The organism is Kitasatospora sp. NPDC008050, from assembly GCF_042957465.1.
GTDB lineage: Bacteria > Actinomycetota > Actinomycetes > Streptomycetales > Streptomycetaceae > Kitasatospora.
Map to the genome: position 1 here is coordinate 199,857 of NZ_JBIBIJ010000009.1, position 22,970 is coordinate 222,826.

A 22,970-nucleotide genomic window follows, 5' to 3' on the forward strand; every position below is an offset into this window, starting at 1 on the left:
AGTCAGGCCATCGTGGTTCGAGATCACGTAGCGTGGGCAGCCTCCCGTCCGCTGTGGCCGGGGGCGCGGCGGGGACGACGACCTGAAGGGGTCACGGTGAGCGACACCACGGGGCAGCAGACCTCCCAGCAGCCACCAAGCCCGGACGGGCCGAAGAAGGCCAAGAAGCCGGACCGGCCGGGCGGCGGCATCCTGGTGGGCCGCCCCTTCGGCGTGCCGATCTACGTCACCCCCACCTGGTTCCTGATCGCGGCCCTGATCACCTGGCTCTTCGGCAACCAGCTCAGCAACGTGCTGCCGGACCTCGGCTACACCCGCTACCTGATCGCGCTCTCCTTCGCGATCGCCTTCTACGCCTCCGTCCTGGTCCACGAACTCGCCCACACCGTGGTGGCGCTGCGCTACAAACTCGGCGTGCGCCGGATCCAGCTGCAGTTCTTCGGCGGCGTCTCCGAGATCGAGAAGGAGGCCGAGACCCCGGGCCGGGAGTTCTGGCTGGCCTTCGTCGGTCCGCTGCTCTCGCTGGTGCTCGGCGGGATCTGCTGGCTCTTCCTGGACCTGGTCGAGCTGGAGACCGTGCCCGGCGTGCTGCTGGCCGGCCTGATGGTCGCCAACCTGGTGGTCGCCGTCTTCAACCTGCTGCCCGGCCTGCCGCTGGACGGCGGGCGGATGCTGCGCGCCGTGGTCTGGGGCGTCACCGGACGCCCGATGACCGGCACCATCGCCGCCGCCTGGGCCGGGCGGGTGCTCGCGCTGGCCGTGCTGTTCGGCCTGCCCGCCATCGCCGCCGCCCAGGACCACGGCCGGCGCAGTGGCGGCCAGTCGCTGCTCGACTCGGCGCTCGCCGCGGTGCTGGCCGTGGTGATCTGGAACGGTGCCGGCGCCGCGGTGCGCAACGCCCGGCTCAAGGAGGCGCTGCCGCGTCTGGCGGTGCGCGGCCTGACCCGCCGGGCCGTCTCGGTGCCCGCCGACACCCCGCTCGCCGAGGCGCTGCGCCAGGCCCGCGAGGCGCAGGCCGGGGCCGTGGTGGTGGCCGACGGACACGGCGACCCGATCGCCCTGGTCAAGGAGGCCGCGGTGCTCCAGGTCCCCGAGCACCGCAGGCCCTGGGTGGCGGTGGGGGCGCTGGCCCGCTCGCTGGAGCCGGGCCTGCGGATCTCGGCCGACCTGGACGGCGAGGAGCTGCTCGCGGCGCTGCGCAGCGTGCCCGCCAGCGAGTACCTGGTGGTGGAGGCGGACGGCGCGGTCTACGGGGTGCTGGCCGTCTCCGACGTCGAGCGGCGTCTGAGCGCGGTGCTGACCGGTCGATGACCGGCCGTCCCACCAGCCGCTGACCGGCCGTCCTGCCGGCCGCCGGGGTGCGGCCGGCGGGCGGCGCGGAGCGGTCTGCCGGTCGGGATAGGATTGTCCGCATGTCCGAACCGACCGGTGCCACCCGCAGGCGGGGGCCATTCACGGTCGGGGACCAGGTACAGCTGACCGACCCCAAGGGCCGTCACTACACGTTCACGCTCGAAGCCGGGAAGAACTTCCACACCCACAAGGGTGCGTTCCCCCATGACGAGCTGATCGGTGCCCCCGAGGGCACTGTCGTGCGCACCACGGGGAACGTTCCCTATCTCGCGCTGCGCCCCCTGCTCCCCGACTACGTCCTGTCCATGCCGCGTGGTGCGGCCGTGATCTACCCGAAGGACGCGGGGCAGATCCTGGCCATGGCCGACATCTTCGCCGGCGCCAGGGTGGTGGAGGCCGGCGTCGGCTCCGGTGCGCTGAGCACCTACCTGCTGCGCGCGGTGGGCGACACCGGCATGCTCGCCTCCTACGAGCGCCGCCAGGACTTCGCGGACATCGCCCGCAAGAACGTCGAGCGCTACTTCGGCGGCCCGCACCCGGCCTGGAAGCTCACCGTCGGCGACCTCCAGGACAACCTGGTGGAGGGCGAGGTCGACCGGATCATCCTGGACATGCTGGCGCCCTGGGAGTGCCTGGACGTCGCCGCCAAGGCGCTCGTCCCCGGTGGCCTGATCTGCTGCTACGTGGCCACCACCACGCAGCTCTCGCGCACCGTCGAGGCGCTGCGCGAGCACGGCAGCTTCACCGAGCCGCAGTCCTGGGAGACCATGGTCCGCACCTGGCACGTGGAGGGCCTGGCGGTCCGCCCGGACCACCGGATGATCGGCCACACCGGCTTCCTGCTCACCTCCCGTCGGCTCGCCGACGGCGTCGAGCCGCCGCTGCGCCGCCGCCGCCCGGCCAAGGGCGCCTACGGTGAGGACTACGACAACGGCGCGCCGGAGCTCAGCCTGGCCGAGCGGGCCGCCGCCCGCGCCGCCGCCAAGGACGCCACCCCGGTGATCGACCAGGACTGACACACCGTCCGCCCGCGGGGCGGCGCCTCCCACCCGAGTGGGGAGCGCCGCCCCGCAGGCGTTTGCGGGCAGCCCCCCTGCGGGCCCGGCACCGGTGATGTGCGACGATGCTGCCCACACACGTTCACCCCGGTTGGTGGAGGGGACCTCTTGGCGGACGCAGCGGACGCGGCGCTCGACCTGGCACACACGACCCAGTCGCCCGCGGGCCCGCCGGAACCCGCGGCCGCCCGCTCGGGCCCCTGGAGATGGGGCGCGGTGGCCGCCGCGTGCGCCGCCCTGGTGGCCGGCACCATGGCCGCCGCCCCCAGCGTCGCTCCCGCAGCCCAGAACGCCGCCGGCAGCGCCAGCGGGCGGCCGCACGCCCTGCCGGCCGGCCAGGCGCCGGATCCCGCGAAGGCCCAGCTCCCGCTGGACTGCGACCCGCTGCCCAGCACCGTCTCGCTCAGCTTCGCCGCCGACCTCGGCGACGGCACCCCGGTGACGGTGGCCGCCGCGCACTGCCAGAGCGGCGGCGGCACCGCCCCCGACGGTGTCTTCATCCTCGTGGCCGGCCCCGACGGGCGCCCGGTGGTGCGCGAAACCCTGCTCCGTTGGCAGGAGGGCTTCACCGTGACCCGCCTCGCGCTGCGCTCCGACGGCGGGGTCACGGCCGCCGCCAAGGGCTACTCCTCGGCCGACGTGCCACAGTGCTGCCCGGACCTCAACGTGCAGTTCGACTGGACCCGGCAGGGCACCGGCTACCAGCGCACCCAGCACGACACCCCGTCGGCCGCAGCCTGACGGGGTGTCACAAGCCCTCTGAGTCGGACCGCCGACCCGCTCAGTCCGCGTCGGGGCCGTAGACCTCGACGCGGTCCGCGGCCCGGCGCACGTGGATGCAGTCACCCGGGCACTCGCGCACCGAGTCCACCACGTCCTGAAGCAGTGTCAGCGGCACCGGGACGCTCGCGCCCGGCTGCTGGCGCAACTCGTCGTCCTCGCCCTTCACATAGGCCAGTCCGTCGATGTCCAGTTCGAAGACCTCCGGTGCGTACTGAACGCAGATCCCGTCACCGGTGCAGAGGTCCTGATCGATCCACACCTCGAGCTGCTCGGCCGCCTCGGCCCCACTGGTCACTGCCATCCCACTTCCTGCCGTTCTGATCCGCTGTCCGACGATCCGTCCAGGAGGAACGGTCACGATCGGGTATTGACTCGCTCGACCATACATCCGGCCGCTTTCCCGGCGGGTGCGGTGGGTATCTGGTTGGCAGAGGGGAAGCACACACGGGTGAAGATCGGACACACCCCTTCCGTCTTTCTTGATCTAGGGGTTTACACGACCCCTGGTGCAGGTAGGGTCTGGAAGCATCCCGCTCCCCGGAGGAGGTGAGGACCGTGGCAGCCCACGAAGACGACTACAACCGCAGTGCCGGAAAGCCCGCCCGTGGTTCCGACGAGGCCGCACAGGTCTCGTACCTGGAGCAGGAGATCGCCGTGCTGCGTCGCAAGCTGGCCGACTCCCCGCGCTCTTCGAGGGTTCTCGAAGACCGGATCGTCGAGCTCCAGACCAACCTGGCCGGGGTGAGCGCGCAGAACGAGCGGCTCGCCGCCACGCTGCGCGAAGCCCGCGACCAGATCGTCGCACTGAAGGAAGAGGTCGACCGGCTCGCACAGCCCCCGGCCGGTTTCGGCACCTTCCTCGACCAGAACGAGGACGGCACCGCCGACATCTTCACCGGCGGTCGCAAGCTGCGGGTCAACGTCAGCCCCACCATCGAGCTGGACGAGCTGCGCCGCGGCCAGGAGGTCCTGCTCAACGAGGCCCTCAACATCGTCGACGCCTTCGCCTTCGAGTCGATCGGCGACCTGGTCACCCTCAAGGAGGTGCTGGAGGACGGCGAACGCGCGCTGGTCGTCGGGCACACCGACGAGGAGCGGGTCGTGCGGCTGGCCGAGCCCCTGCGCGAGATCACCCTGCGCCCGGGCGACGCGCTGCTGATGGAGCCGCGCTCCGGCTACGTCTACGAGGTGGTCCCCAAGTCCGAGGTCGAGGAGCTGGTCCTCGAAGAGGTCCCGGACATCGACTACCGGCAGATCGGCGGCCTGAGCAACCAGATCGAGCAGATCCGCGACGCGGTCGAGCTGCCCTACCTGCACGCCGACCTCTTCAAGGAGTACGAGCTGCGCCCGCCCAAGGGGGTGCTGCTCTACGGCCCGCCCGGCTGCGGCAAGACGCTGATCGCCAAGGCGGTGGCCAACTCGCTCGCGAAGAAGGTCGCCGAGGTGACCGGCCGGCCCCAGGGCAAGAGCTACTTCCTCAACATCAAGGGCCCCGAGCTGCTCAACAAGTACGTCGGCGAGACCGAGCGGCAGATCCGCCTGGTCTTCCAGCGGGCTCGGGAGAAGGCCAGCGAGGGCACGCCCGTCATCGTCTTCTTCGACGAGATGGAGTCGCTCTTCCGCACCCGCGGCTCCGGTGTCAGCTCGGACGTGGAGAACACCATCGTCCCCCAGCTGCTCGCCGAGATCGACGGCGTGGAGGGCCTGGAGAACGTCATCGTGATCGGCGCCTCCAACCGCGAGGACATGATCGACCCGGCGATCCTGCGCCCGGGCCGGCTCGACGTCAAGATCAAGATCGAGCGTCCGGACGCCGAGGCCGCCAAGGACATCTTCTCCAAGTACCTCAAGAACTCGCTGCCGTTCCACCCCGACGACCTCAAGGAGCACGACGGCTCGGTGGACAGCACCGTCGCCGCCATGATCCAGTCCGTCGTCGAGCGGATGTACGGCGAGACCGAGGAGAACCGCTTCCTGGAGGTCACCTACGCCAACGGTGACAAGGAGGTCCTGTACTTCAAGGACTTCAACTCCGGCGCCATGATCCAGAACATCGTGGACCGGGCCAAGAAGATGGCGATCAAGGACTTCCTCGACCACGGCCAGCGCGGTCTGCGCGTCTCCCACCTGCTCGCCGCCTGCGTGGACGAGTTCAAGGAGAACGAGGACCTGCCGAACACCACCAACCCGGACGACTGGGCCCGGATCTCCGGCAAGAAGGGCGAGCGGATCGTGTTCATCCGCACCCTGGTCACCGGCAAGCAGGGCGCCGAGTCCGGCCGTTCGATCGACACCGTCGCCAACACCGGACAGTACCTCTGACAACGCCAGGCACGACCCGCGGCTGACGGATCCAACGGACCGTCAGCCGCGGTGCACAGCAGGGACGTCGGTGCCCCGCCCGCTCGGGGCGGGGCGACGGGCAAGGAGGGCCGCATGACCGTAAGGCGCGTGATGGGCATCGAGACCGAGTACGGGATCTCCGTACCCGGACACCCCAACGCCAACGCCATGCTCACCTCGTCCCAGATCGTCAACGCCTACGCGGCGGCGATGCACCGGGCGCGCCGCGCCCGCTGGGACTTCGAGGAGGAGAACCCGCTGCGGGACGCGAGGGGATTCGACCTCGCCCGGGAGGTGGCCGACGCGAGCCAGCTCACCGACGAGGACATCGGCCTGGCCAACATCATCCTGACCAACGGGGCCCGCTTCTACGTCGACCACGCACACCCCGAGTACAGCTCGCCGGAGGTCACCAACCCGCGCGACGCCGTGCTCTGGGACAAGGCCGGCGAGCGCATCATGGCCGAGGCCGCCGCCCGCGCCCTGGAGCTGCCCAACGGGCAGAACATCCTGCTCTACAAGAACAACACCGACAACAAGGGCGCCTCCTACGGCACCCACGAGAACTACCTGATGCAGCGGGCCACCCCGTTCGCCGACATCGTGCGCCACCTCACCCCGTTCTTCGTCTGCCGCCAGGTGGTCACCGGCGCCGGCCGGGTCGGCATCGGCCAGGACGGCTCCGCGAACGGCTTCCAGATCAGCCAGCGCGCCGACTACTTCGAGGTCGAGGTCGGCCTGGAGACCACCCTCAAGCGCCCGATCATCAACACCCGCGACGAACCGCACGCGGACGCCGAGAAGTACCGCCGGCTGCACGTGATCATCGGTGACGCCAACCTCTCCGAGATCTCCACCTACCTCAAGCTCGGCACCACCTCGCTGGTGCTGGCGATGATCGAGGACGGTTTCATCGCCGTCGACCTCGCCGTCGACCAGCCGGTGCGCACCCTGCACCGGGTCTCCCACGACCCCTCGCTGCAGTACCTCATCACGCTGCGCAACGGCCGCAAACTCACCGCGGTCCAGTTGCAGATGGAGTACTACGAGCTCGCCCGCAAGTACGTCGAGGACCGCTACGGCCACGACGCCGACGAGCAGACCAAGGACGTGCTGACCCGCTGGGAGGACGTGCTGGGCCGGCTCGAACGCGATCCGATGAGCCTGTCGAAGCAGCTCGACTGGATCGCCAAGAAGGAGCTCCTGGAGGGCTACCGGCAGCGCGACGGCCTGGACTGGGACAACCCGCGACTGCACCTGGTCGACCTCCAGTACAGCGACGTGCGCGAGGCCAAGGGCCTCTACAACCGCCTGGTCGCCCGGGGCCGCTTCGAGCGCCTGCTGGGCGAGGAGGACGTGCTGCGCGCCGTCCACCAGCCCCCCGAGGACACCCGGGCCTACTTCCGCGGCCGTTGCCTGGACCAGTACGCCGAACACGTCGCGGCGGCCTCCTGGGACTCCGTCATCTTCGACCTGCCGGGGCGCGACTCGCTCCAGCGGGTGCCCACCCTGGAGCCACTGCGCGGCACCCGCAACCACGTCAAGGAACTGCTGGACCGCTGTCGCACCGCGGAGGAGCTGGTCCGCTTCCTTTCCGGTGGGTGACTGATCGCTGACGTGGGGTGAAACAGCCCGGGCGGGGAATCATCCAGGTGAGGTCCGAGCGTTCATCAAGGAGCGGGACCGAACCGCGATCCGGCCGTGTCCGCGGCCCCCGTGGACACGATCCAAACGGGCAGCGCTAGTCGCCACCCGGTGTATAGGGTCTGAGCAGCAAGCCCGGACCAACGTGCCAGACGAATGCGAGCGGGGTGAGGGACATGGCGACCAAGGACACCGGCGGCGGCCAGCAGCGGGCCAACCGCTCCTCGGACGAGGTCGAGGAGCAGACCGCGGAGGCCCAGCAGTCCGAGGAGCTCAAGGAGCGCCAGGAGAAGCTGAGCGAGGACGTCGATTCCGTGCTGGACGAAATCGACGAAGTACTCGAGTCGAACGCCGAGGATTTCGTCCGTGGCTTCGTGCAAAAGGGCGGCGAGTAGTCAGTATCCGAATCGTATTTCGAGGCGGATTGCCCGAAATGCGGGCCGGCATTGCCGGCCGCTGATGTCGCAAAGAGCCGATCGGGATGGAACGGGCTGCAGGTGCGCTGTCGCGCCTGCAGCGCGTCCCGTTGTGCCCGGGCTCCCGCGTCCGGCCGGTGCTGGTGTGGGCCCGTCCGGACAAGCCCGCCGAGCATGTGGATCACGACCACGAAACGGGTAGGGTCCGTGGCATCCTCTGCTTCGCGGGCAACGCGGCGCCGGGGCGGATGCGAGACCGGCCCGACGCGCTCCGGCGGGCTGCCGACTATGTGGAAGGAATCGTGTGGAAGCCAACATGAGTGGCACCGGGCGTCTACCGGCTGCCTTCCTCACTCCAGGATCCTCCTCCTTCATGGACTTCCTGGCGGCTCACTCGCCCGAGCTGCTGCCCGGACGGCGGGCCCTGCCCGAGGGACTGACGATCGAGGCGCCGCACGGGACGACCATCGTCTCGGCGGTCTTCGACGGCGGGGTGGTGATCGCCGGTGACCGTCGCGCCACCATGGGCAACGTGATCGCCCAGCGCGACATCGAGAAGGTCTTCCCGGCCGACGAGTACAGCGCGGTCGGCATCGCCGGCACCGCGGGCCTCGCGGTCGAGATGGTCCGGCTGTTCCAGCTGGAGCTGGAGCACTACGAGAAGATCGAGGGCACCGTGCTCTCGCTGGAGGGCAAGGCCAACCGGCTGACCTCCATGATCCGGGGCAACCTCGGCATGGCGATGCAGGGCCTGGCCGTGGTGCCGATGTTCGCCGGCTACGACCTGAACCTCGGGCGCGGGCGGATCTTCACCTACGACGTCACCGGCGGCCGCTCGGAGGAGCGCGGCTTCGCCGCGACCGGCTCCGGCTCGGTCTTCGCCCGCGGCTCGCTGAAGAAGCTCTACCGCACCGGGCTGAACGAGGACCAGGCCGCCACCCTGGTGGTCCAGGCGCTCTACGACGCGGCCGACGACGACTCCGCCACCGGTGGGCCCGACCTGGCGCGGGGGATCTTCCCGATCGTCACCCTGATCACCGAGGACGGCCTGCGACGGCTCTCCGAGGAGGAGGTGGCCGCTGTCGCGGTCTCCGTCACCGACCGCCGCCGCAGCCAGCCCGACGGCCCGCAGGCCCCGCTCCTCTAGTCCGCCACCCTCCCTCCTGCCCGCCGTCGGGCGAGAGGGGCCCATCCAGAAGGGGATGACCAGCCGGTGTCCACACCGTTCTACGTCTCGCCGCAGCAGGCCATGGCGGACCGCGCGGAGTACGCCCGCAAGGGCATCGCGCGCGGCCGCAGCGTGGTCGTGCTCACCTACGCCGACGGCATCGTCTTCGTGGCCGAGAACACCTCCCGGGCGCTGCACAAGGTGTCCGAGATCTACGACAAGATCGCCTTCGCCGCGGTCGGCCGCTACAACGAGTTCGAGAACCTGCGGATCGGCGGCGTGCGCTACGCCGATCTGCGCGGCTACTCCTACGACCGGGCCGATGTGACGGCCCGTGGGCTGGCCAACGTCTACGCCCAGACGCTGGGCACCATCTTCTCCTCGACCGGTGAGAAGCCGTACGAGGTGGAGCTGATCGTCGCCGAGGTCGGCCGCGGTGCCGAGGACGACCAGATCTACCGGCTCACCCCCGACGGCTCGGTGGTGGACGAGCAGAACACCGTGGTGGTCGGTGGCAACGCCGACTCGATCGGGACCTACCTGAGCCAGCGTCACCAGGTGGGCCTGGGGCTGGCCGAGGCGCTCAAGCTGGCCGTCGAGTCGCTGGCCCGCGACCCCAACGGCGGCACGCCGCGCACCTTGACCGCCGAGCAGCTGGAGGTGGCGGTGCTGGACCGCAACCGGCCCCAGCAGCGCAAGTTCAAGCGGATCCTGGGCGCTCAGCTCAGCCGGCTGCTCAGCGGCGACGCGAGCGCCGAGGGCGCGGAGGACGCCGAGAGCGCCGAGGGCGGGACGGCCGCGGAGGCCACGTCCGAGGACTGAGGGCGACCCCCGCGTGGGGTGCGGAGCCGATGGCGCCGCACCCCACCGGTGTGCCCGGGCGTGACGGCGGCACCACGGATCGTGATCCGATTGGCGTGTCCGAAACGGTTTCAGAACCCCGGCAAAAGCGTAAAGTCCAGGCATGGACCGCCGAATTTTCGGGCTGGAGAACGAGTACGGCGTCACGTGTACGTTCCGGGGACAACGGCGTCTGTCTCCGGACGAGGTGGCCAGGTACCTCTTCCGCCGCGTAGTTTCCTGGGGCCGCAGCAGCAATGTCTTCCTGCGCAATGGCGCACGCCTCTATCTTGACGTCGGTTCGCACCCCGAGTACGCCACCCCGGAGTGTGATGATGTCACCGAACTGGTGACCCACGACAAGGCCGGCGAGCGCATCCTCGAAGGTCTCCTGGTGGACGCCGAACGGCGGCTGCACGAGGAGGGCATCGCCGGGGATGTCTACCTCTTCAAGAACAACACCGACTCGGCCGGCAACTCCTACGGCTGCCACGAGAACTACCTGGTGGCCCGGCACGGGGAGTTCTCCCGGCTGGCGGACGTGCTGATCCCGTTCCTGGTCACCCGGCAGCTGATCTGCGGCGCCGGAAAGGTCCTCCAGACCCCGCGCGGCGCGGTCTTCTGCGTGAGCCAGCGCGCCGAGCACATCTGGGAGGGCGTCAGTTCCGCCACCACCCGCTCGCGCCCGATCATCAACACCCGCGACGAGCCGCACGCGGACGCCGAGCGGTACCGCCGGCTGCACGTGATCGTCGGCGACTCCAACATGTCGGAGACCACCACGCTGCTCAAGGTGGGCGCCACCGACCTGGTGCTGCGGCTGATCGAGGCCGGTGTGGTGATGCGCGACCTCACCCTGGAGAACCCGATCCGGGCGATCCGCGAGGTCAGCCACGACCTCACCGGGCGGCACCAGGTGCGGCTGGCCAACGGGCGGGAGGCGAGCGCCCTGGAGATCCAGGAGGAGTACTACACCAAGGCGTTGGACTTCGCCGACCGCAAGGGCCTGAACACCGGCACGGTGGCCCGGGTGCTCGAACTGTGGGGCCGCACCCTGGAGGCGGTGCGCACCGAGGACCTCGCCAAGGTCGGCACCGAGATCGACTGGATCATGAAGTACCAGCTGATCGAGCGCTACCGCGAGAAGCACCAGATGAGCATGTCCAACCCGCGGATCGCCCAGATCGACCTCGCCTACCACGACATCCACCGTCGGCGCGGGCTCTTCTACCTGCTGCAGAACAAGGGCCAGGCACAGCGGGTGACCACCGACCTGAAGACCTTCGAGGCCAAGTCGGTGCCGCCGCAGACCACCCGGGCCCGGCTGCGCGGCGATTTCATCCGCAAGGCGCAGGAGCAGCGCCGTGACTTCACGGTGGACTGGGTGCACCTGAAGCTGAACGACCAGGCGCAGCGCACGGTGCTCTGCAAGGACCCGTTCCGTTCGGTGGACGAGCGGGTGGAGAAGCTGATCGCGGGCATGTGACGGCCCATCGGCGGCGGGGAGGTGATCAGGTCGGATGACTGATCACCTCCCCGCCGCATGTCGTCGGCCCGCCTTGCTCCGGTGACGGGGATCGACGGCTCAGGGCCTGTGCGGTCGATCGTGCCGGGCGCGCGACGCCGGGAATCCCTCCCCCAGCCTTCGGCCGGGGGGACCCCCACGGACGCACGCCCGAATCGCCCAAGTACGACCCAGTACGAGGACGACTCGGGCGCACGCCCAGCCGGGCCCCCAGCGCCGCGCGCTGATCCGACAAGATCGACCGGACAGGCCCTAGGGTGGTCGAGTCCACCGATCCGTAGATGATGTGACCGACAGTGAGGACCGCCGTGCGCCGCAGAGCCGGGTTGCTCGTACTCCTGCCGATGCTGGTGCTTGCCGCGTGCAGCAGCGGCACGCCTGCGAAGAGCGGGCCCTCCCCGGCTCCGACCAGCGCCTCGCCGAGTGTGCCGGCCCCGGTGGGCTCGGCCTCGCCGATGCCGATGGTGAGCGGGGAGTTCGGCAAGAAGGCGACCATCACGCTGCCGGGCGGCCAGCCCAGCGGCCAGTTCGTGGTGAGCACGGTGATCGAGGGTGACGGTGCCACGGTCAACAAGGGTGACTGGGTGACCGTCAACTACACCGCCAAGGACTGGACCACCGGCAAGGACGTGCCCAGCTCCTACGACCCGGGCGCCAAGCCGCAGCTCTACCAGGCGGGCCTGGGCCAGCTGGTGCCGGCCTTCGACCAGAGCGTGGTGGGCAAGAAGGTGGGCAGCCGGGTGCTGGTGGTCGCGCCGCCCGCGACGGCCTTCGCCGACAACGGCAACCAGCAGCTCGGGGTCGGCAAGAACGAGACCGTGGTCTTCGCGCTGGACATCACCCAGGCGGTGCCGCAGGACTCGGTGGTCACCGGCACGCCCACCACGCCGCCCGCGTCGATGCCGCAGGTGAAGGACAACGGCAAGGCCGCGCCGACGATCACCATCCCGTCCGGCGAGCCGGCGCCGACCCAGCTGCAGACCTCGGTGCTGATCACGGGGGACGGCAAGCCGGTGCAGTCGGGCCAGACGCTGCTGGTGCAGTACACCGGTGTGCTGTGGAGCAACGGCCAGCAGTTCGACTCGTCCTGGACCCACGGCGGCGCGCAGGCGCTCCAGGTCGGCAACGGCAGCGTGATCGCGGGCTGGGACCAGGGGCTGATCGGCAAGCCGGTGGGCAGCCGGGTGGAGCTGGTGATCCCGCCCGCGCTCGGCTACAAGGACCAGGCGCAGAACGGCATTCCGGCCAACTCGACGCTGGTCTTCGTCATCGACATCCTGGAGGCCGTCTGACCGGCGCCACGAGGGTCCGCCGGCCTCCACCGGCGGACCCTGCAGGTGCCTCGGGGCGGTGGTCCGCCGGTCGTGCGGGAAATTCCGGTGTGTCATGCACACTCGATGAGTGCCCGTGCTCAGGGCAAGCTGACATACTGCTGCCGATTCGCACAGCGGCGAGCGACCTGATGGCGAGGATGGGGAGAAATGGCTGAGAATCCACCGGACCCGAGCGAGACCGACGACGGCGTGAGCGGCGCGGTCACCGGCCCGGCGGCGTCGCGGCCAGAAGGCCCGCGGTCGGGTGATGGCGAGTCGATCGTCATTCCGCCCTCGGTGCTCAAGCAGCAGGCCGGCTGGACGGCGCCCGGCGAGCGCGTGGCCGCTCCCGCGGCCGGCACCCAGCCGGAGGAGCCGCAGGTCTTCGCCTCCACCGTGCGCAAGCAGCAGATCTCCGAGGCCGACTACGAGAACGTGGGCGGCGGCGGACGGCTGGGCACCGTGCTGGGCGTGGTGCTGGCGGTGCTGCTGGTCGGCAGTGGCATCGGCCTCTACGCCGTCAACCAGCACAACGACAAGAGCAGCAAGGCCGCGGACGCCGCGACCAGCGCGCCGAGCACGCCGCCCTCGCCCACCCAGGCTCCGGTGCCGCCGATCAAGGACACCGCCAAGGTGCTGCCGACGGTCTCCGGCGACTTCGGCAAGAAGGCGACCATCACGGTGCCCTCGGAGGCCCCCGACGGCACCTTCGTGGTCAAGCCGATCTCCGAGGGCGACGGCCCCAAGGTCAACAAGGGTGACTGGGTCTCCGTCGACTACACCCTGAAGGACTGGCAGAGCGGCAAGGACCTCCAGGGCTCCTACGACCTCGGCAAGCCGCTGCTGCTGCAGCCCGGCACCGGCGGCGTGATCCCGGCCCTGGACTCCAGCCTGGTGGGCCAGAAGGCGGGCAGCCGGGTGCTGGTCGTCGCGCCGCCGGCGGCCGCCTTCGGTGACCAGGGCAACCAGGGCATGGGCCTGGCCCCGAAGGACACCTTGGTGCTGGTGGCCGACATCCAGCGGGTGAACGCGCCCGACGCGCGGGTGAGCGGTGACATGACGGCGCCGCCGGCCGACTTCCCGCAGGTGAAGGTGAACGGCGACAAGAAGGCCGACACCATCACCCCGCCGGCCAACGTGACCGACCCGACCGACCTCAAGACCGCCGTGCTGATCCAGGGCAAGGGCCCGAAGGTGGCCAGCGGGGACCAGGTCCTGGTCCAGTACACCGGGGTGACCCTCAAGGACGGCAAGAAGTTCGACTCCTCGCTCGACAAGGGCCAGGCGTTCAGCTTCGCGGCCGGTGGCGGCAACGTCATCGAGGGCTGGGACAAGGGCGTGGTGGGTCAGAACGTCGGCAGCCGGATCGAGTTGGTGATCCCGGCGTCGATGGCCTACAAGGACCAGCCGCCGGCCGGCAGCGGCATTCCGGCCAACGCCTCGCTGGTCTTCGTGGTCGACATCCTGGACGCGGGGCAGGGCTCCGGCCAGAGCGGATGACAAGATGGGGGCTTCCGGTCCGCGGGGTGACCCGCGGCCGGGCCTGAACTGCACGGGCGGCGGATGCCCGTACGGTGGCTTGTGACCAAGCCTTCGTGCGGCGGGTCCGCCGCCGTGCTGTGTGGACGTGACGTGGGGCCGCCGACGGCGGCCGATGAAAAGAGGCAGTTGTGACGCAGAAGACGAAGCCGGAGATCGACTTCCCGGGTGGCGAGGCTCCGGCTGAGCTGCTGATCGAGGACATCGAGGTCGGCACCGGCGCCGAGGCCAAGGCCGGCGCCAACGTCGAGGTGCACTACGTCGGTGTCACCTTCGAGACCGGCGAGGAGTTCGACGCCAGCTGGAACCGTGGCTCGACCTTCCGCTTCCCGCTGGGCGGCGGCCGGGTCATCAAGGGCTGGGACCAGGGCGTGCAGGGCATGAAGGTCGGCGGGCGCCGCAAGCTGACCATCCCGGCGCACCTGGGCTACGGCAAGCAGTCGCCGACCCCGCTGATCCCGCCGAACTCGACGCTGATCTTCGTGGTGGACCTGATCTCGGTCTGATCCCGTTCCGGCGCCGGCCGCACCCCGCCACCGGCGGGCGCGGCCGGCGCCGTTCGCTTCCCCGCAGCCGCCGCGCGATCTCGGCTTTCGCCGCAGGTCCCGTACCCGGTACGGTCAGGGTCGCCGGGCCCGGAAGATCGGGCCGGCCCCGCGCGCGGCGCGGCCGACAGCGGTTCACGGAAGGGTCAGCGATGGCGATCGCCAAGGCAGAGCGGCTGATGAATCTCGCCCTGTGCCTGATGAACACCAGAAGGCCGCTCTCCAAGCGGGAGTTGAGGGAGTCCGTCGAGGCCTATCGGGAGGCCTGGCAGTCCGGTAGCGAGGATGCCTTCAACCGGATGTTCGAGCGGGACAAGGACGACCTGCGCGAGCTGGGCCTGGTGATCGACGTCGACGAGAACACCACGGACGGCGAGGCCGGCTACCTGGCCCGGCGCGACCGCAACCGGCTGCCGGAGATCGCGCTGGACGCCGAGGAGGCCGCCGCGCTGAGCCTGGCGGCCCGGGTCTGGCAGCAGGCCAGGCTCTCCGGTGCGGCCAGCGGCGCGCTGCAGAAGCTGCGCGCGGCCGGGGTGCCGTTCACCGATGACGGGGCCGAGGGTCGCACCGCACTGGAGCCCACCATCCCGGCCCGTGAGGCCGCCTTCGAGCCGCTGCTGCTCGCCGCCCGCGACCGGCGCCCGGTCGCCTTCGACTACCGCAAGGCCGGCGCCGCCGTCACCGAGCCGCGCTCGGTGGAGCCCTGGGCGCTGGAGTGCTGGCGCGGCCACTGGTACCTGGCCGGCTGGGACCGCGACCGCGCCGCGGCGCGGGTCTTCAGGCTCAGCCGGATCACCGGCAAGGTCCGCTCCCGGGCGGCCGCCTTCACCGCGCCGGTGCCCGAGCACGTGGACGTCCGTGCCTACGTGGCCACCTTCGCCGGTGAGGGCGCCACCGCCTCGGCCACCGTGCGGCTGCGCCGGGGAGCGGGCTTCCCGCTGCGCACCAAGGCGCTGGCCACCCGTCAGCTGGACGCCGACTGGGACGAGTTGGAGATCCCCTACGGCCACGGGCTGGGCGCCAACCTGGCCGAGTACGGGCCCGACCTGGTGGTGCTGGCGCCCGAGGACCTGCGCGCCGAGGTCGTCGACCGGCTGCGCGCGGTGGCGGGGCTGGCGCCGCTCGCCCCGGCCGGCGGCCGCACCGGTGCGGCCGGCACCGCCGTTTCCGCTGTCGACACCGTCGAAGGAGCCTGAGGGTGAGCAACGCCATCGACCAGACCCGGCGGATGCTCTCGCTGGTCACCTACCTGCGGGAGCGCCCCGGCGCCGAGGTCGCCGAGGTGGCCCGGGCGTTCGGGATCACCGAGCGCGAGCTGATCGCCGACCTGAACGTGCTGCCGATGTGCGGCACCAGCTTCCGCGGCGGCGACCTGCTGGACATCGACACCGACGGCGAGCGGATCTGGTGGCACAACGTCGACGACGTGGCCCAGCCGCTGCGGCTGGCCGCCGACGAGGCCACCGCGCTGCTGGTGGCCGCCCGGGCGGTGGCCGGTCTGCCGGGCCTGCGGGAGCGGGACCGCCAGGCGCTCACCCGGGCCGTCGCCAAGATCGAGAACGCGGCGGGGGAGAGCGCCGAGGGCAGCGCCCGGGTCGGGGTGACCTTCGAGGCCGAGGGCCAGGTCTTCGCCGACATCGACCGCGCGCTGAGCGAGGGCCGGCGGATCTGGCTGCGCTACTACTCGCACGGGCGCGGCGGCATGACCGAGCGCGAGGTGGACCCGATCCGGCTGCTGACGGAGGGCCACACCTACCTGGACGGCTGGTGCCGTACCTCCGAGGACCGCCGGCTCTTCCGGCTCGACCGGGTCGCCGAGATCAGGATCCTCGACGAGCCGGCCGATCCGCCCCGGCTGGAGCCGCGCGACCTCTCCCAGGGGCTGGTCAACCCGGGTGCCGACGATCCCGAGGTGGTGGTCGAGGTGGGCCCCGGCGGTCGCTGGGTGGCCGAGTACTACACGCACGACCTGGCCGAGGAACTGCCGGACGGCGGCCTGCGGATCACCCTGCGCAGCTCGGACCCCTCGGGCCTGCGCACGCTGGCCCTGCGGCTGGGCCGCGACGGGCGGATCGTGGCGCCCGCGCCGCTGGCCGAGCAGGCCAGGGCCGCCGCGCTCGCGGCGCTGGCCGGCTACCCGGAGCAGCCGTGACGGCCGACACCGCCGCGACGGCAGCCGACTCCGCGCAGACGGCTGCCAGCACCGCCGCGACGGCAGCCGACACCGCCATGACGGCAGCCGACACGGCCATGACGACCGACACGAGATTCAAGGTCTACTGCTCGCAGTGCCGGGAGAAGGTGGAGCTGGCCGCGGCCGAGTTCCGCCTGGCGCTCGGGCGCACCAAGGAGCGCACCTTCTACAGCTTCACCTGCCCCGCCTGCGGGGCCGCGGTGCGCAAGCCGGCCGGGGAGAAGATCGTCGCGGCGCTGACCGGCGCGGGGGTCTCCACCATCCGCCTGCTCCAGGCGGTGGAGGGGTGACGGAGACCTGGGTGCTGATGGCTGCGGTGGGCCTGGCCACCGCCGGGCTGCTGGTCCTGGGGGTGCTCGGGATGCGGCTGTGGCTGGACGTCCGGGGCCTGGCCAAGCAGGTGGACGGCGCCTCGCAGGCGCTGACCGGGGCGGCCGAGGAGCTGGGCGAGAGCGTGGAGAGCGTGCGGCGCTGAGCCGTCGGCCCGCCCCGGCCACCCTCCCGGGCACCGGGCGACGCCCAAACTTCACCCGTGGGTGAGCCGGGGGTCTCCTGCCGCCGGACCGCGCGGGTTAGGCTCTCACCGTGGTCCCGGGTGTACCCGCGGGCCGCGCCGTCCCGTCCAGCAGCGGCCGGGGTCCAGCCGGACCCTGGACAACCGCACCGAATCAGAAGGTAGCCGTCCATGGGCAGGATCCTGGCGTTCCTGGTGATCATCCTGATGGCGGCGGTCTTCTTCGGCGGAAAGCGGCTGCCTGATCTGGCCCGTGCCGTGGGACGTTCGCTGCGCATCCTGAAGAGCGAGACCACCGCCTTGCGCGAGGAGTTCGAGAAGGAAGCGAAGCAGCCGGTCGAGCCGTCGCCGGCCGACTCGGCGCCCACCATCAAGGCCGCACCCGGTGATGCCTCCACCGCGCGGCCGGCCACCGAGCAGCGAACCGGCCGCACGCGTTGAGCGTGCCGCCCGTTCACCCAGTGGCCGCCGCCCGGCGCGCCATGACGCACGAGTTTGAGGACCGGGGTTGAGCAAGTCTTCCAAGCCGCCCAAGAACGACGACGGACGGATGTCCCTCGGCGATCACCTGCGTGAGCTGCGCAACCGGCTGGTCAAGTCGGTCCTGGCGATCGTGGTCTGCACGATCGTGGCGGCGTACTTCAAGAACGAGCTGCTGCACTTCCTGATGCGGCCGCTGCCGGAGTGCGGGCCCGACGGGAAGCCGCTGGCCGGGGTCAAGCACTGCGCCAAGGTGGCGGTGATCGGTGTCACCCAGCCGTTCAACCTCACCCTGAAGGTCTGTTTGCTGGCCGGCCTGGTGGCCACCGTCCCGATCTGGCTCTACCAGGCCTGGGCCTTCATCTCGCCCGGCCTGCACCGGCACGAGAAGCGCTACACGCTGACCTTCCTGGGGCTGGGCACCCCGCTCTTCCTCGGCGGCGTCGCCTGCGGCTACCTGCTGATGCCGACCACCATCGAGGTGCTGGGCTCGTTCACCCCGATCGGCGCGGAGCAGATCCTGCCGGTCGAGGACTACCTCAACATCGCCACCCGGATGCTGCTGGTCTTCGGCCTGGCCTTCGAGTTCCCGCTGCTGCTGGTGATGCTCAACCTGGGCGGGGTGCTCTCCGGCAAGCGGATGCTCGGCTGGTGGCGCGCCATGGTCATGGCGATCACGGTCTTCGCCGCCGTCGCCACGCCGAGCGCCGACCCGGTCAGCATGCTGGCGCTGGCCTCGCCGATCTGGGTCCTCTACTTCGTGGCGGTCGGCTTCGCGCTGCTCAACGACCGCCGCCGGCTGCGCCGCAACCCGGACGCCGCGCTGTCGGACGAGGAGGCCTCGCACCTGGACCTGAGCGTCGAGGGCGTCGAGGGCGCGGAGGCGGTCGCCGCCTCGGCCCCCGCCGTCGCCTCGCCGACGCCGGTGGCCTCCGTCCCGCCCGCCCGCGGCGAGCAGGTCGACGACGACATCACCTGACGGTTGCCCGGCCCACGCTGTGCCGACGCCCCGGTCCGCTGCTGCGGACCGGGGCGTTCGCGCAGGGGCAGACCGGACCGCGGAGGACCTTGGCACACTGAAGGCAATGTGACATATTACTGGTGTGCTCACGAGACCATCCCATGACGTCGTGGTGATCGGCGCCGGCATCGTCGGCGCCGCCTGCGCGTACTACGCGGCCCGGGCCGGCCTGTCGGTCGCCGTGGTGGACCGCGGCCCCGTCGCCGGCGGGACCACCGGCGCGGGGGAGGGCAATCTGCTGCTCTCCGACAAGGCGCCCGGCCCCGAGCTCGACCTCGCCCAACTCTCCGCCCGGCTCTGGCGCGAGCTGGCCGAGGAACTGCCCGCGGCGATCGAGTACGAGGCCAAGGGCGGCCTGGTGGTCGCCGCCGAGCCGGCCGGGCAGCAGGCGCTGCGCGCGTTCGCGGCCCAGCAGCTGGCGGCCGGGGTGTGCGCCGAGGAGGTCGCCGCCGATCGGCTGGCCGACTACGAGCCGCACCTGGCGCCCGGGTTGGCCGGCGGCTTCCACTACCCCGAGGACGCCCAGGTGCAGCCCGCCCTGGCCGCCGCGCACCTGCTGCGCGAGGCCCGCCGGGCCGGTGCCGTGCTCCACTCCGGCGAACGGGTGACGGCCCTGCTGCTCGATCCGGCGGCCGGGACGGCCGGCACACCGGGCGTGCGCGGCGTGCGGACAACCCGGCGCGAGCTGGCGGCCGGCGCGGTGGTCAACGCGGCCGGCACCTGGGGCGGGGAGGTGGCCGCGCTCGCCGGGGTCGGCCTGCCCGTGCTGCCCCGGCGCGGCTTCGTCCTGGTCACCGAGCCGCTGCCGCGGGTGGTGCGGCACAAGGTCTACGCCGCCGACTACGTGGCGGACGTGGCCAGCGGATCGGCCGCACTGCAGAGCTCCGCCGTGGTGGAGGGGACCCCGGGCGGTCCGGTGCTGATCGGCGCGACCCGGGAGCGGGTCGACTTCGACCGGACGGTCTCCGTCGAGGCGCTGCGTCGGCTGGCGGCCCAGGCCGCCGCGCTCTTTCCGGTGCTGGCCGGGGTGCGCGTGCTGCGCGCCTACCGGGGGTTCCGCCCCTACCTGCCGGACCACCTGCCCGCGATCGGCGCCGACCCCCGCGCACCCGGCCTCTACCATGCCTGCGGCCACGAGGGCGCGGGCATCGGCCTGGCCCCGGCCACCGGGCTGCTGATCACCGACCAGCTGATCGGACGTCAGGCGGCGGACCGCGCGGGGGTCGACCTCGCGGCCTTCCGGCCCGAGCGCTTCGACGACTGACCGCCGGCCCCTCGCCCCTGCCCGCACCGCCCCTGTCCGCACCGCTCCTGTCCGCCCCCGCGCAGAACGGACCCCGCCCATGCGCCGTCCCCGCCTTGGTCCCCGCACCCCCGCCGCGCTGGTCGCGGCGACACCGGGGCCGGCCCACACCATCGAGTTCGACGGCCGGCCCATCCCCGCGCTGCCGGGTCAGAGCATCGCCGCCGCGCTCTGGGCGCAGGGCATCGTGGCCTGGCGCACCACCCGGGTGGGCGGTCGGCCGCGCGGCGCCTTCTGCGGGATCGGCGCCTGTTACGACTGCCTGGCCACCGTCAACGGCCGGCCCAATCAGCGCACCTGCCTGCTGCCGGCCGCGCCCGGCGACACCGTCACGACACAGGAGGGGCACGGCCGTGCTGAACTCGCCGTCTGAGCGGTCTGAGCCCTCCGGGCCGACGGGTGCCGAAGGCGCCGGCTACGACCTCGCCGTGATCGGCGCCGGCCCCGCCGGGCTCGCCGGGGTGGTGGCCGCTGCCGACCGGGGCCTGCGCTGCGTGCTGCTGGACGCGGGCGGCGGTCTCGGCGGCCAGTACTACCGCCATCCCGCCGCCGCGCTGCGGGCCGCCCGCCCCGACCGGCTGCACCACCGCTGGTCCACCTTCACGGCGCTGGCCGACCGGCTGGCGGAGCACCGCGCGGCCGGGCGGGTCGAGGTCCGGTTGCGGCACCATGTTGTTTTGCTGCAGGGAGTGCTGCTGCCCGGAGTGCTGCTGCCCGGAGCGCCGCCGACGCCCGGAGCGGCGACGGGCTGGCGTCTGCACGCGACGGTCGGCGCCGAGTCCGGCACCGAGACCGTCGGCCGGCTCGACGCCCGCGCGGTGCTGCTGGCCACCGGCGCCTATGAGCGCCAGCTCCCGTTCCCCGGCTGGACGTTGCCCGGGGTGGTCACCGCCGGTGGGGCGCAGGCGATGCTCAAGGCCGGACTGGTGCTGCCGGGCCGGCGCATCGTGGTGGCGGGCAGCGGACCGCTGCTGCTCGCGGTGGCCGCCTCGCTGGCCGCCGCCGGGGCCGAGGTGCCCGCGCTGCTGGAGGCGGGCGGCTACCTCGGGTACGCCCGTCGTCCCGGTCGGCTTGCCGCTGTCCCCGGCAAGCTGGCCGAGGGCGTCACGCACGGCGCCGCGCTGGCCCGGCACGCCGTGCGTCCGCGCACCGCCCATGCGGTGATCGAGGCGCACGGCACCGACCGGGTGCGCGCCGTCACGGTGGCCCGGCTGGACCGGGACTGGCGCCCGGTGCCCGGCACCGAGCGGCGGATCGCCTGCGACGCGCTGGCCGTCGGGCACGGCCTGGTGCCGCAGCTGGAGCTGGCCACCGAGCTGGGCGCGGCCACCAGGGCCGTGCCCGACGGCACCCTGGCGCTGCGGGTCGACGCCCGCCAGCGCACCACGGTGCCCGGGCTCTGGGCGGCGGGGGAGACCTGCGGGGTGGGCGGGGCGGAACTGGCGCTGGCCGAGGGCGAGCTGGCCGCGGTGGCGATCGCCGGTCAGCAGCCGCCCGCCGCGCTGCTGGCCAGGCGCCGGCGGCTGCGCGCCTTCGCCGAGCTGATGGCGGCCGTCCACCGGCCCGGGCCTGGCTGGACCGGGTGGCTCTCCCCGGAGACCGAGGTCTGCCGCTGCGAGGAGGTGCCGCTGGCCCGGATCACCGAGGCCGTCCAGGAGCTGGGCGCCGGCGATGCGCGCACCGTCAAGCTGCTCACCAGGGCCGGGATGGGCTGGTGCCAGGGGCGGATGTGCGGCCCGGCCGTCGCCTGCCTGGCCGAGGCCGAGGCCGGGGCCGGGATCGGGGATGCCGCCGCCGACCGCCGTCCGTTCTCCTGTCCGGTGCGGCTCGGCGACCTGGCGGACCTGCCGCCGGGCTGATCCGCCCCAGGCACGGCGCGTCGCCCGACACGGGGGAGCGCCCCCCTTGCACGACCTTGTCAATCCTTCATAAAATGTCACACCTCACCAAGGAGTCGCTCGTGACCAACCCCCAGCACGATCGCACCCGTCCGTGGCGCGGCATCATGGTCGCCACCGCGCTGCCGCTGCGCCCGGACCGTTCCGTCGACTACGACGCCTTCGCCGAGCACGTCCAGCGCCTGATCGCGGCCGGCTGCGACGGCGTGGTCCCCAACGGCTCGCTCGGCGAGTACCAGACGCTCACCGCCGAGGAGCGCGCCAGAGTCGTCACCACGGCCGTCGAGGCGGCGGGCGACGGCGCCCGGGTGATGCCGGGCGTGGCGGCGTACGGCAGTGCGGAGTCGCGGCGCTGGACCGAGCAGGCTGCCGAGGCCGGCGCCGGCTCGGTGCTGCTGCTGCCGCCCAACGCCTACCGCGCCGACGCTGCCGCCGTGCGCGCGCACTACGCCGAGGTGGCCCAGGTCGGCCTGCCGGTGGTGGCGTACAACAACCCGTACGACACCAAGGTCGACCTCACCCCCGAGCTGCTGGCCGAACTGCACGGCGAGGGCAGCATCGTGGCCGTCAAGGAGTTCAGCGGCGATGTCCGGCGGGCCTACGAGATCGCCGAGCTGGCGCCGGGCCTGGACCTGCTGATCGGCGCCGACGACGTGCTGCTCGAACTCGCGCTGGCCGGAGCGGTCGGCTGGATCGCCGGCTACCCGAACGCGCTGCCCGAGGCCTCGGTCGCGCTCTACCGGGCCGCCGTCGCCCACGACCTGACCACCGCGCTGCCGCTCTACCGGGCGCTGCACCCGCTGCTGCGCTGGGACTCCAAGACCGAGTTCGTGCAGGCGATCAAGCTCTCGATGGACATCGCCGGGCTGCCCGGCGGGCCCACCAGGCCGCCGCGCGGACCGCTGCCCGCACCCGTGGAGGCCGCCGTTCGGGCCGCGACCGAGAAGGCGCTCGCGGAGGGCCTGCGCTAGGGCCCGTCGGGCCCGTCCTGCTCCGCCGTCCTGCTCCGCCGTCCCACCCGCTTTCAGCTGAC

General features: G+C 72.1%; 24 protein-coding genes. 23 read left to right on the top strand and 1 reads right to left on the bottom strand.

Going from position 1 to position 22,970, the window contains the following annotated elements:
* The first annotated feature begins 96 nt into the window (after positions 1-96).
* The 3 genes from ACFZB9_RS19900 to ACFZB9_RS19910 all read left to right on the top strand — a co-directional run bounded on the left by ACFZB9_RS19900 (position 97) and on the right by ACFZB9_RS19910 (position 3,152).
* Positions 97-1,311 carry a site-2 protease family protein gene (locus ACFZB9_RS19900; RefSeq protein WP_391448822.1) on the top strand — a complete coding sequence of 405 codons (1,215 nt, stop codon included), beginning with the start codon at positions 97-99 and terminating at the stop codon, positions 1,309-1,311.
* A 101-nt stretch (positions 1,312-1,412) separates the two neighbouring features.
* Positions 1,413-2,369, top strand: a complete 957-nt coding sequence (locus ACFZB9_RS19905) for a tRNA (adenine-N1)-methyltransferase (RefSeq protein ID WP_391448824.1) — start codon at positions 1,413-1,415, stop codon at positions 2,367-2,369.
* A gap of 150 nt (positions 2,370-2,519) precedes the next feature.
* Complete coding sequence (locus tag ACFZB9_RS19910; protein WP_391448826.1) at positions 2,520-3,152, top strand: hypothetical protein; 633 nt, start codon at positions 2,520-2,522, stop codon at positions 3,150-3,152.
* Positions 3,153-3,192: 40 nt separating this feature from the next.
* Here ACFZB9_RS19910 and ACFZB9_RS19915 read toward each other — a convergent pair whose 3' ends face one another.
* Positions 3,193-3,495 carry a ferredoxin gene (locus tag ACFZB9_RS19915; RefSeq protein ID WP_391448828.1) on the bottom strand — a complete coding sequence of 101 codons (303 nt, stop codon included), beginning with the start codon at positions 3,493-3,495 and terminating at the stop codon, positions 3,193-3,195.
* 254 nt (positions 3,496-3,749) lie between these two features.
* On the opposite strand from ACFZB9_RS19915, the gene arc reads away from it, so the two are divergent.
* The 20 genes from arc to ACFZB9_RS20015 all read left to right on the top strand — a co-directional run bounded on the left by arc (position 3,750) and on the right by ACFZB9_RS20015 (position 22,908).
* Entirely contained in the window at positions 3,750-5,516 is a 1,767-nt protein-coding gene (gene arc, locus ACFZB9_RS19920; protein WP_391448830.1) for a proteasome ATPase, read from the top strand.
* Positions 5,517-5,630: 114 nt separating this feature from the next.
* Entirely contained in the window at positions 5,631-7,142 is a 1,512-nt protein-coding gene (gene dop / locus ACFZB9_RS19925; RefSeq protein ID WP_391448833.1) for a depupylase/deamidase Dop, read from the top strand.
* 215 nt (positions 7,143-7,357) lie between these two features.
* On the top strand, positions 7,358-7,576 hold the full coding sequence (locus ACFZB9_RS19930; RefSeq protein ID WP_391448835.1) for a ubiquitin-like protein Pup: 219 nt from the start codon (positions 7,358-7,360) through the stop codon (positions 7,574-7,576).
* Positions 7,577-7,662: 86 nt separating this feature from the next.
* Positions 7,663-7,917, top strand: a complete 255-nt coding sequence (locus tag ACFZB9_RS19935) for an endonuclease domain-containing protein (RefSeq protein ID WP_391448837.1) — start codon at positions 7,663-7,665, stop codon at positions 7,915-7,917.
* A complete protein-coding gene (gene prcB, locus ACFZB9_RS19940; protein WP_391448839.1) occupies positions 7,902-8,744 on the top strand; it encodes a proteasome subunit beta in 843 nt (280 codons plus the stop codon). Before ACFZB9_RS19935 ends, prcB begins: the two co-directional genes overlap by 16 nt.
* A 66-nt stretch (positions 8,745-8,810) precedes the next feature.
* A complete protein-coding gene (gene prcA / locus ACFZB9_RS19945) occupies positions 8,811-9,587 on the top strand; it encodes a proteasome subunit alpha (protein WP_391448841.1) in 777 nt (258 codons plus the stop codon).
* Between the two features lie 142 nt (positions 9,588-9,729).
* Positions 9,730-11,091, top strand: coding sequence for a Pup--protein ligase (gene pafA / locus ACFZB9_RS19950; protein WP_391448843.1), 1,362 nt, complete (start codon positions 9,730-9,732; stop codon positions 11,089-11,091).
* A 347-nt stretch (positions 11,092-11,438) separates the two neighbouring features.
* Positions 11,439-12,422, top strand: coding sequence for an FKBP-type peptidyl-prolyl cis-trans isomerase (locus tag ACFZB9_RS19955; protein WP_391448845.1), 984 nt, complete (start codon positions 11,439-11,441; stop codon positions 12,420-12,422).
* A gap of 189 nt (positions 12,423-12,611) precedes the next feature.
* Entirely contained in the window at positions 12,612-13,943 is a 1,332-nt protein-coding gene (locus ACFZB9_RS19960) for an FKBP-type peptidyl-prolyl cis-trans isomerase (RefSeq protein WP_391448846.1), read from the top strand.
* 170 nt (positions 13,944-14,113) lie between these two features.
* Entirely contained in the window at positions 14,114-14,488 is a 375-nt protein-coding gene (locus ACFZB9_RS19965; protein ID WP_391448847.1) for an FKBP-type peptidyl-prolyl cis-trans isomerase, read from the top strand.
* 191 nt (positions 14,489-14,679) lie between these two features.
* A complete protein-coding gene (locus ACFZB9_RS19970; RefSeq protein ID WP_391448849.1) occupies positions 14,680-15,723 on the top strand; it encodes a helix-turn-helix transcriptional regulator in 1,044 nt (347 codons plus the stop codon).
* A 32-nt stretch (positions 15,724-15,755) separates the two neighbouring features.
* A complete protein-coding gene (locus ACFZB9_RS19975; RefSeq protein WP_391449032.1) occupies positions 15,756-16,679 on the top strand; it encodes a helix-turn-helix transcriptional regulator in 924 nt (307 codons plus the stop codon).
* Complete coding sequence (locus ACFZB9_RS19980) at positions 16,676-17,011, top strand: hypothetical protein (protein WP_391448851.1); 336 nt, start codon at positions 16,676-16,678, stop codon at positions 17,009-17,011. Before ACFZB9_RS19975 ends, ACFZB9_RS19980 begins: the two co-directional genes overlap by 4 nt.
* Positions 17,008-17,196 (top strand): hypothetical protein, encoded by a 189-nt coding sequence (locus ACFZB9_RS19985; RefSeq protein ID WP_391448853.1) that lies wholly within the window; start codon positions 17,008-17,010, stop codon positions 17,194-17,196. Before ACFZB9_RS19980 ends, ACFZB9_RS19985 begins: the two co-directional genes overlap by 4 nt.
* A gap of 210 nt (positions 17,197-17,406) precedes the next feature.
* A complete protein-coding gene (locus ACFZB9_RS19990) occupies positions 17,407-17,676 on the top strand; it encodes a twin-arginine translocase TatA/TatE family subunit (protein ID WP_391448855.1) in 270 nt (89 codons plus the stop codon).
* Positions 17,677-17,743: 67 nt separating this feature from the next.
* Positions 17,744-18,694 (top strand): twin-arginine translocase subunit TatC, encoded by a 951-nt coding sequence (gene tatC / locus ACFZB9_RS19995; protein WP_391448857.1) that lies wholly within the window; start codon positions 17,744-17,746, stop codon positions 18,692-18,694.
* A 124-nt stretch (positions 18,695-18,818) separates the two neighbouring features.
* Positions 18,819-20,000, top strand: a complete 1,182-nt coding sequence (locus ACFZB9_RS20000; protein ID WP_391448858.1) for an NAD(P)/FAD-dependent oxidoreductase — start codon at positions 18,819-18,821, stop codon at positions 19,998-20,000.
* 79 nt (positions 20,001-20,079) lie between these two features.
* On the top strand, positions 20,080-20,412 hold the full coding sequence (locus tag ACFZB9_RS20005) for a (2Fe-2S)-binding protein (protein ID WP_391448860.1): 333 nt from the start codon (positions 20,080-20,082) through the stop codon (positions 20,410-20,412).
* Entirely contained in the window at positions 20,396-21,898 is a 1,503-nt protein-coding gene (locus tag ACFZB9_RS20010) for an FAD-dependent oxidoreductase (RefSeq protein ID WP_391449034.1), read from the top strand. Before ACFZB9_RS20005 ends, ACFZB9_RS20010 begins: the two co-directional genes overlap by 17 nt.
* 146 nt (positions 21,899-22,044) lie before the next feature.
* The gene (locus ACFZB9_RS20015; protein WP_391449036.1) at positions 22,045-22,908 is read left to right on the top strand and encodes a dihydrodipicolinate synthase family protein; all 864 of its coding nucleotides are present in this window, start codon (positions 22,045-22,047) and stop codon (positions 22,906-22,908) included.
* Positions 22,909-22,970 lie beyond the last annotated feature (62 nt).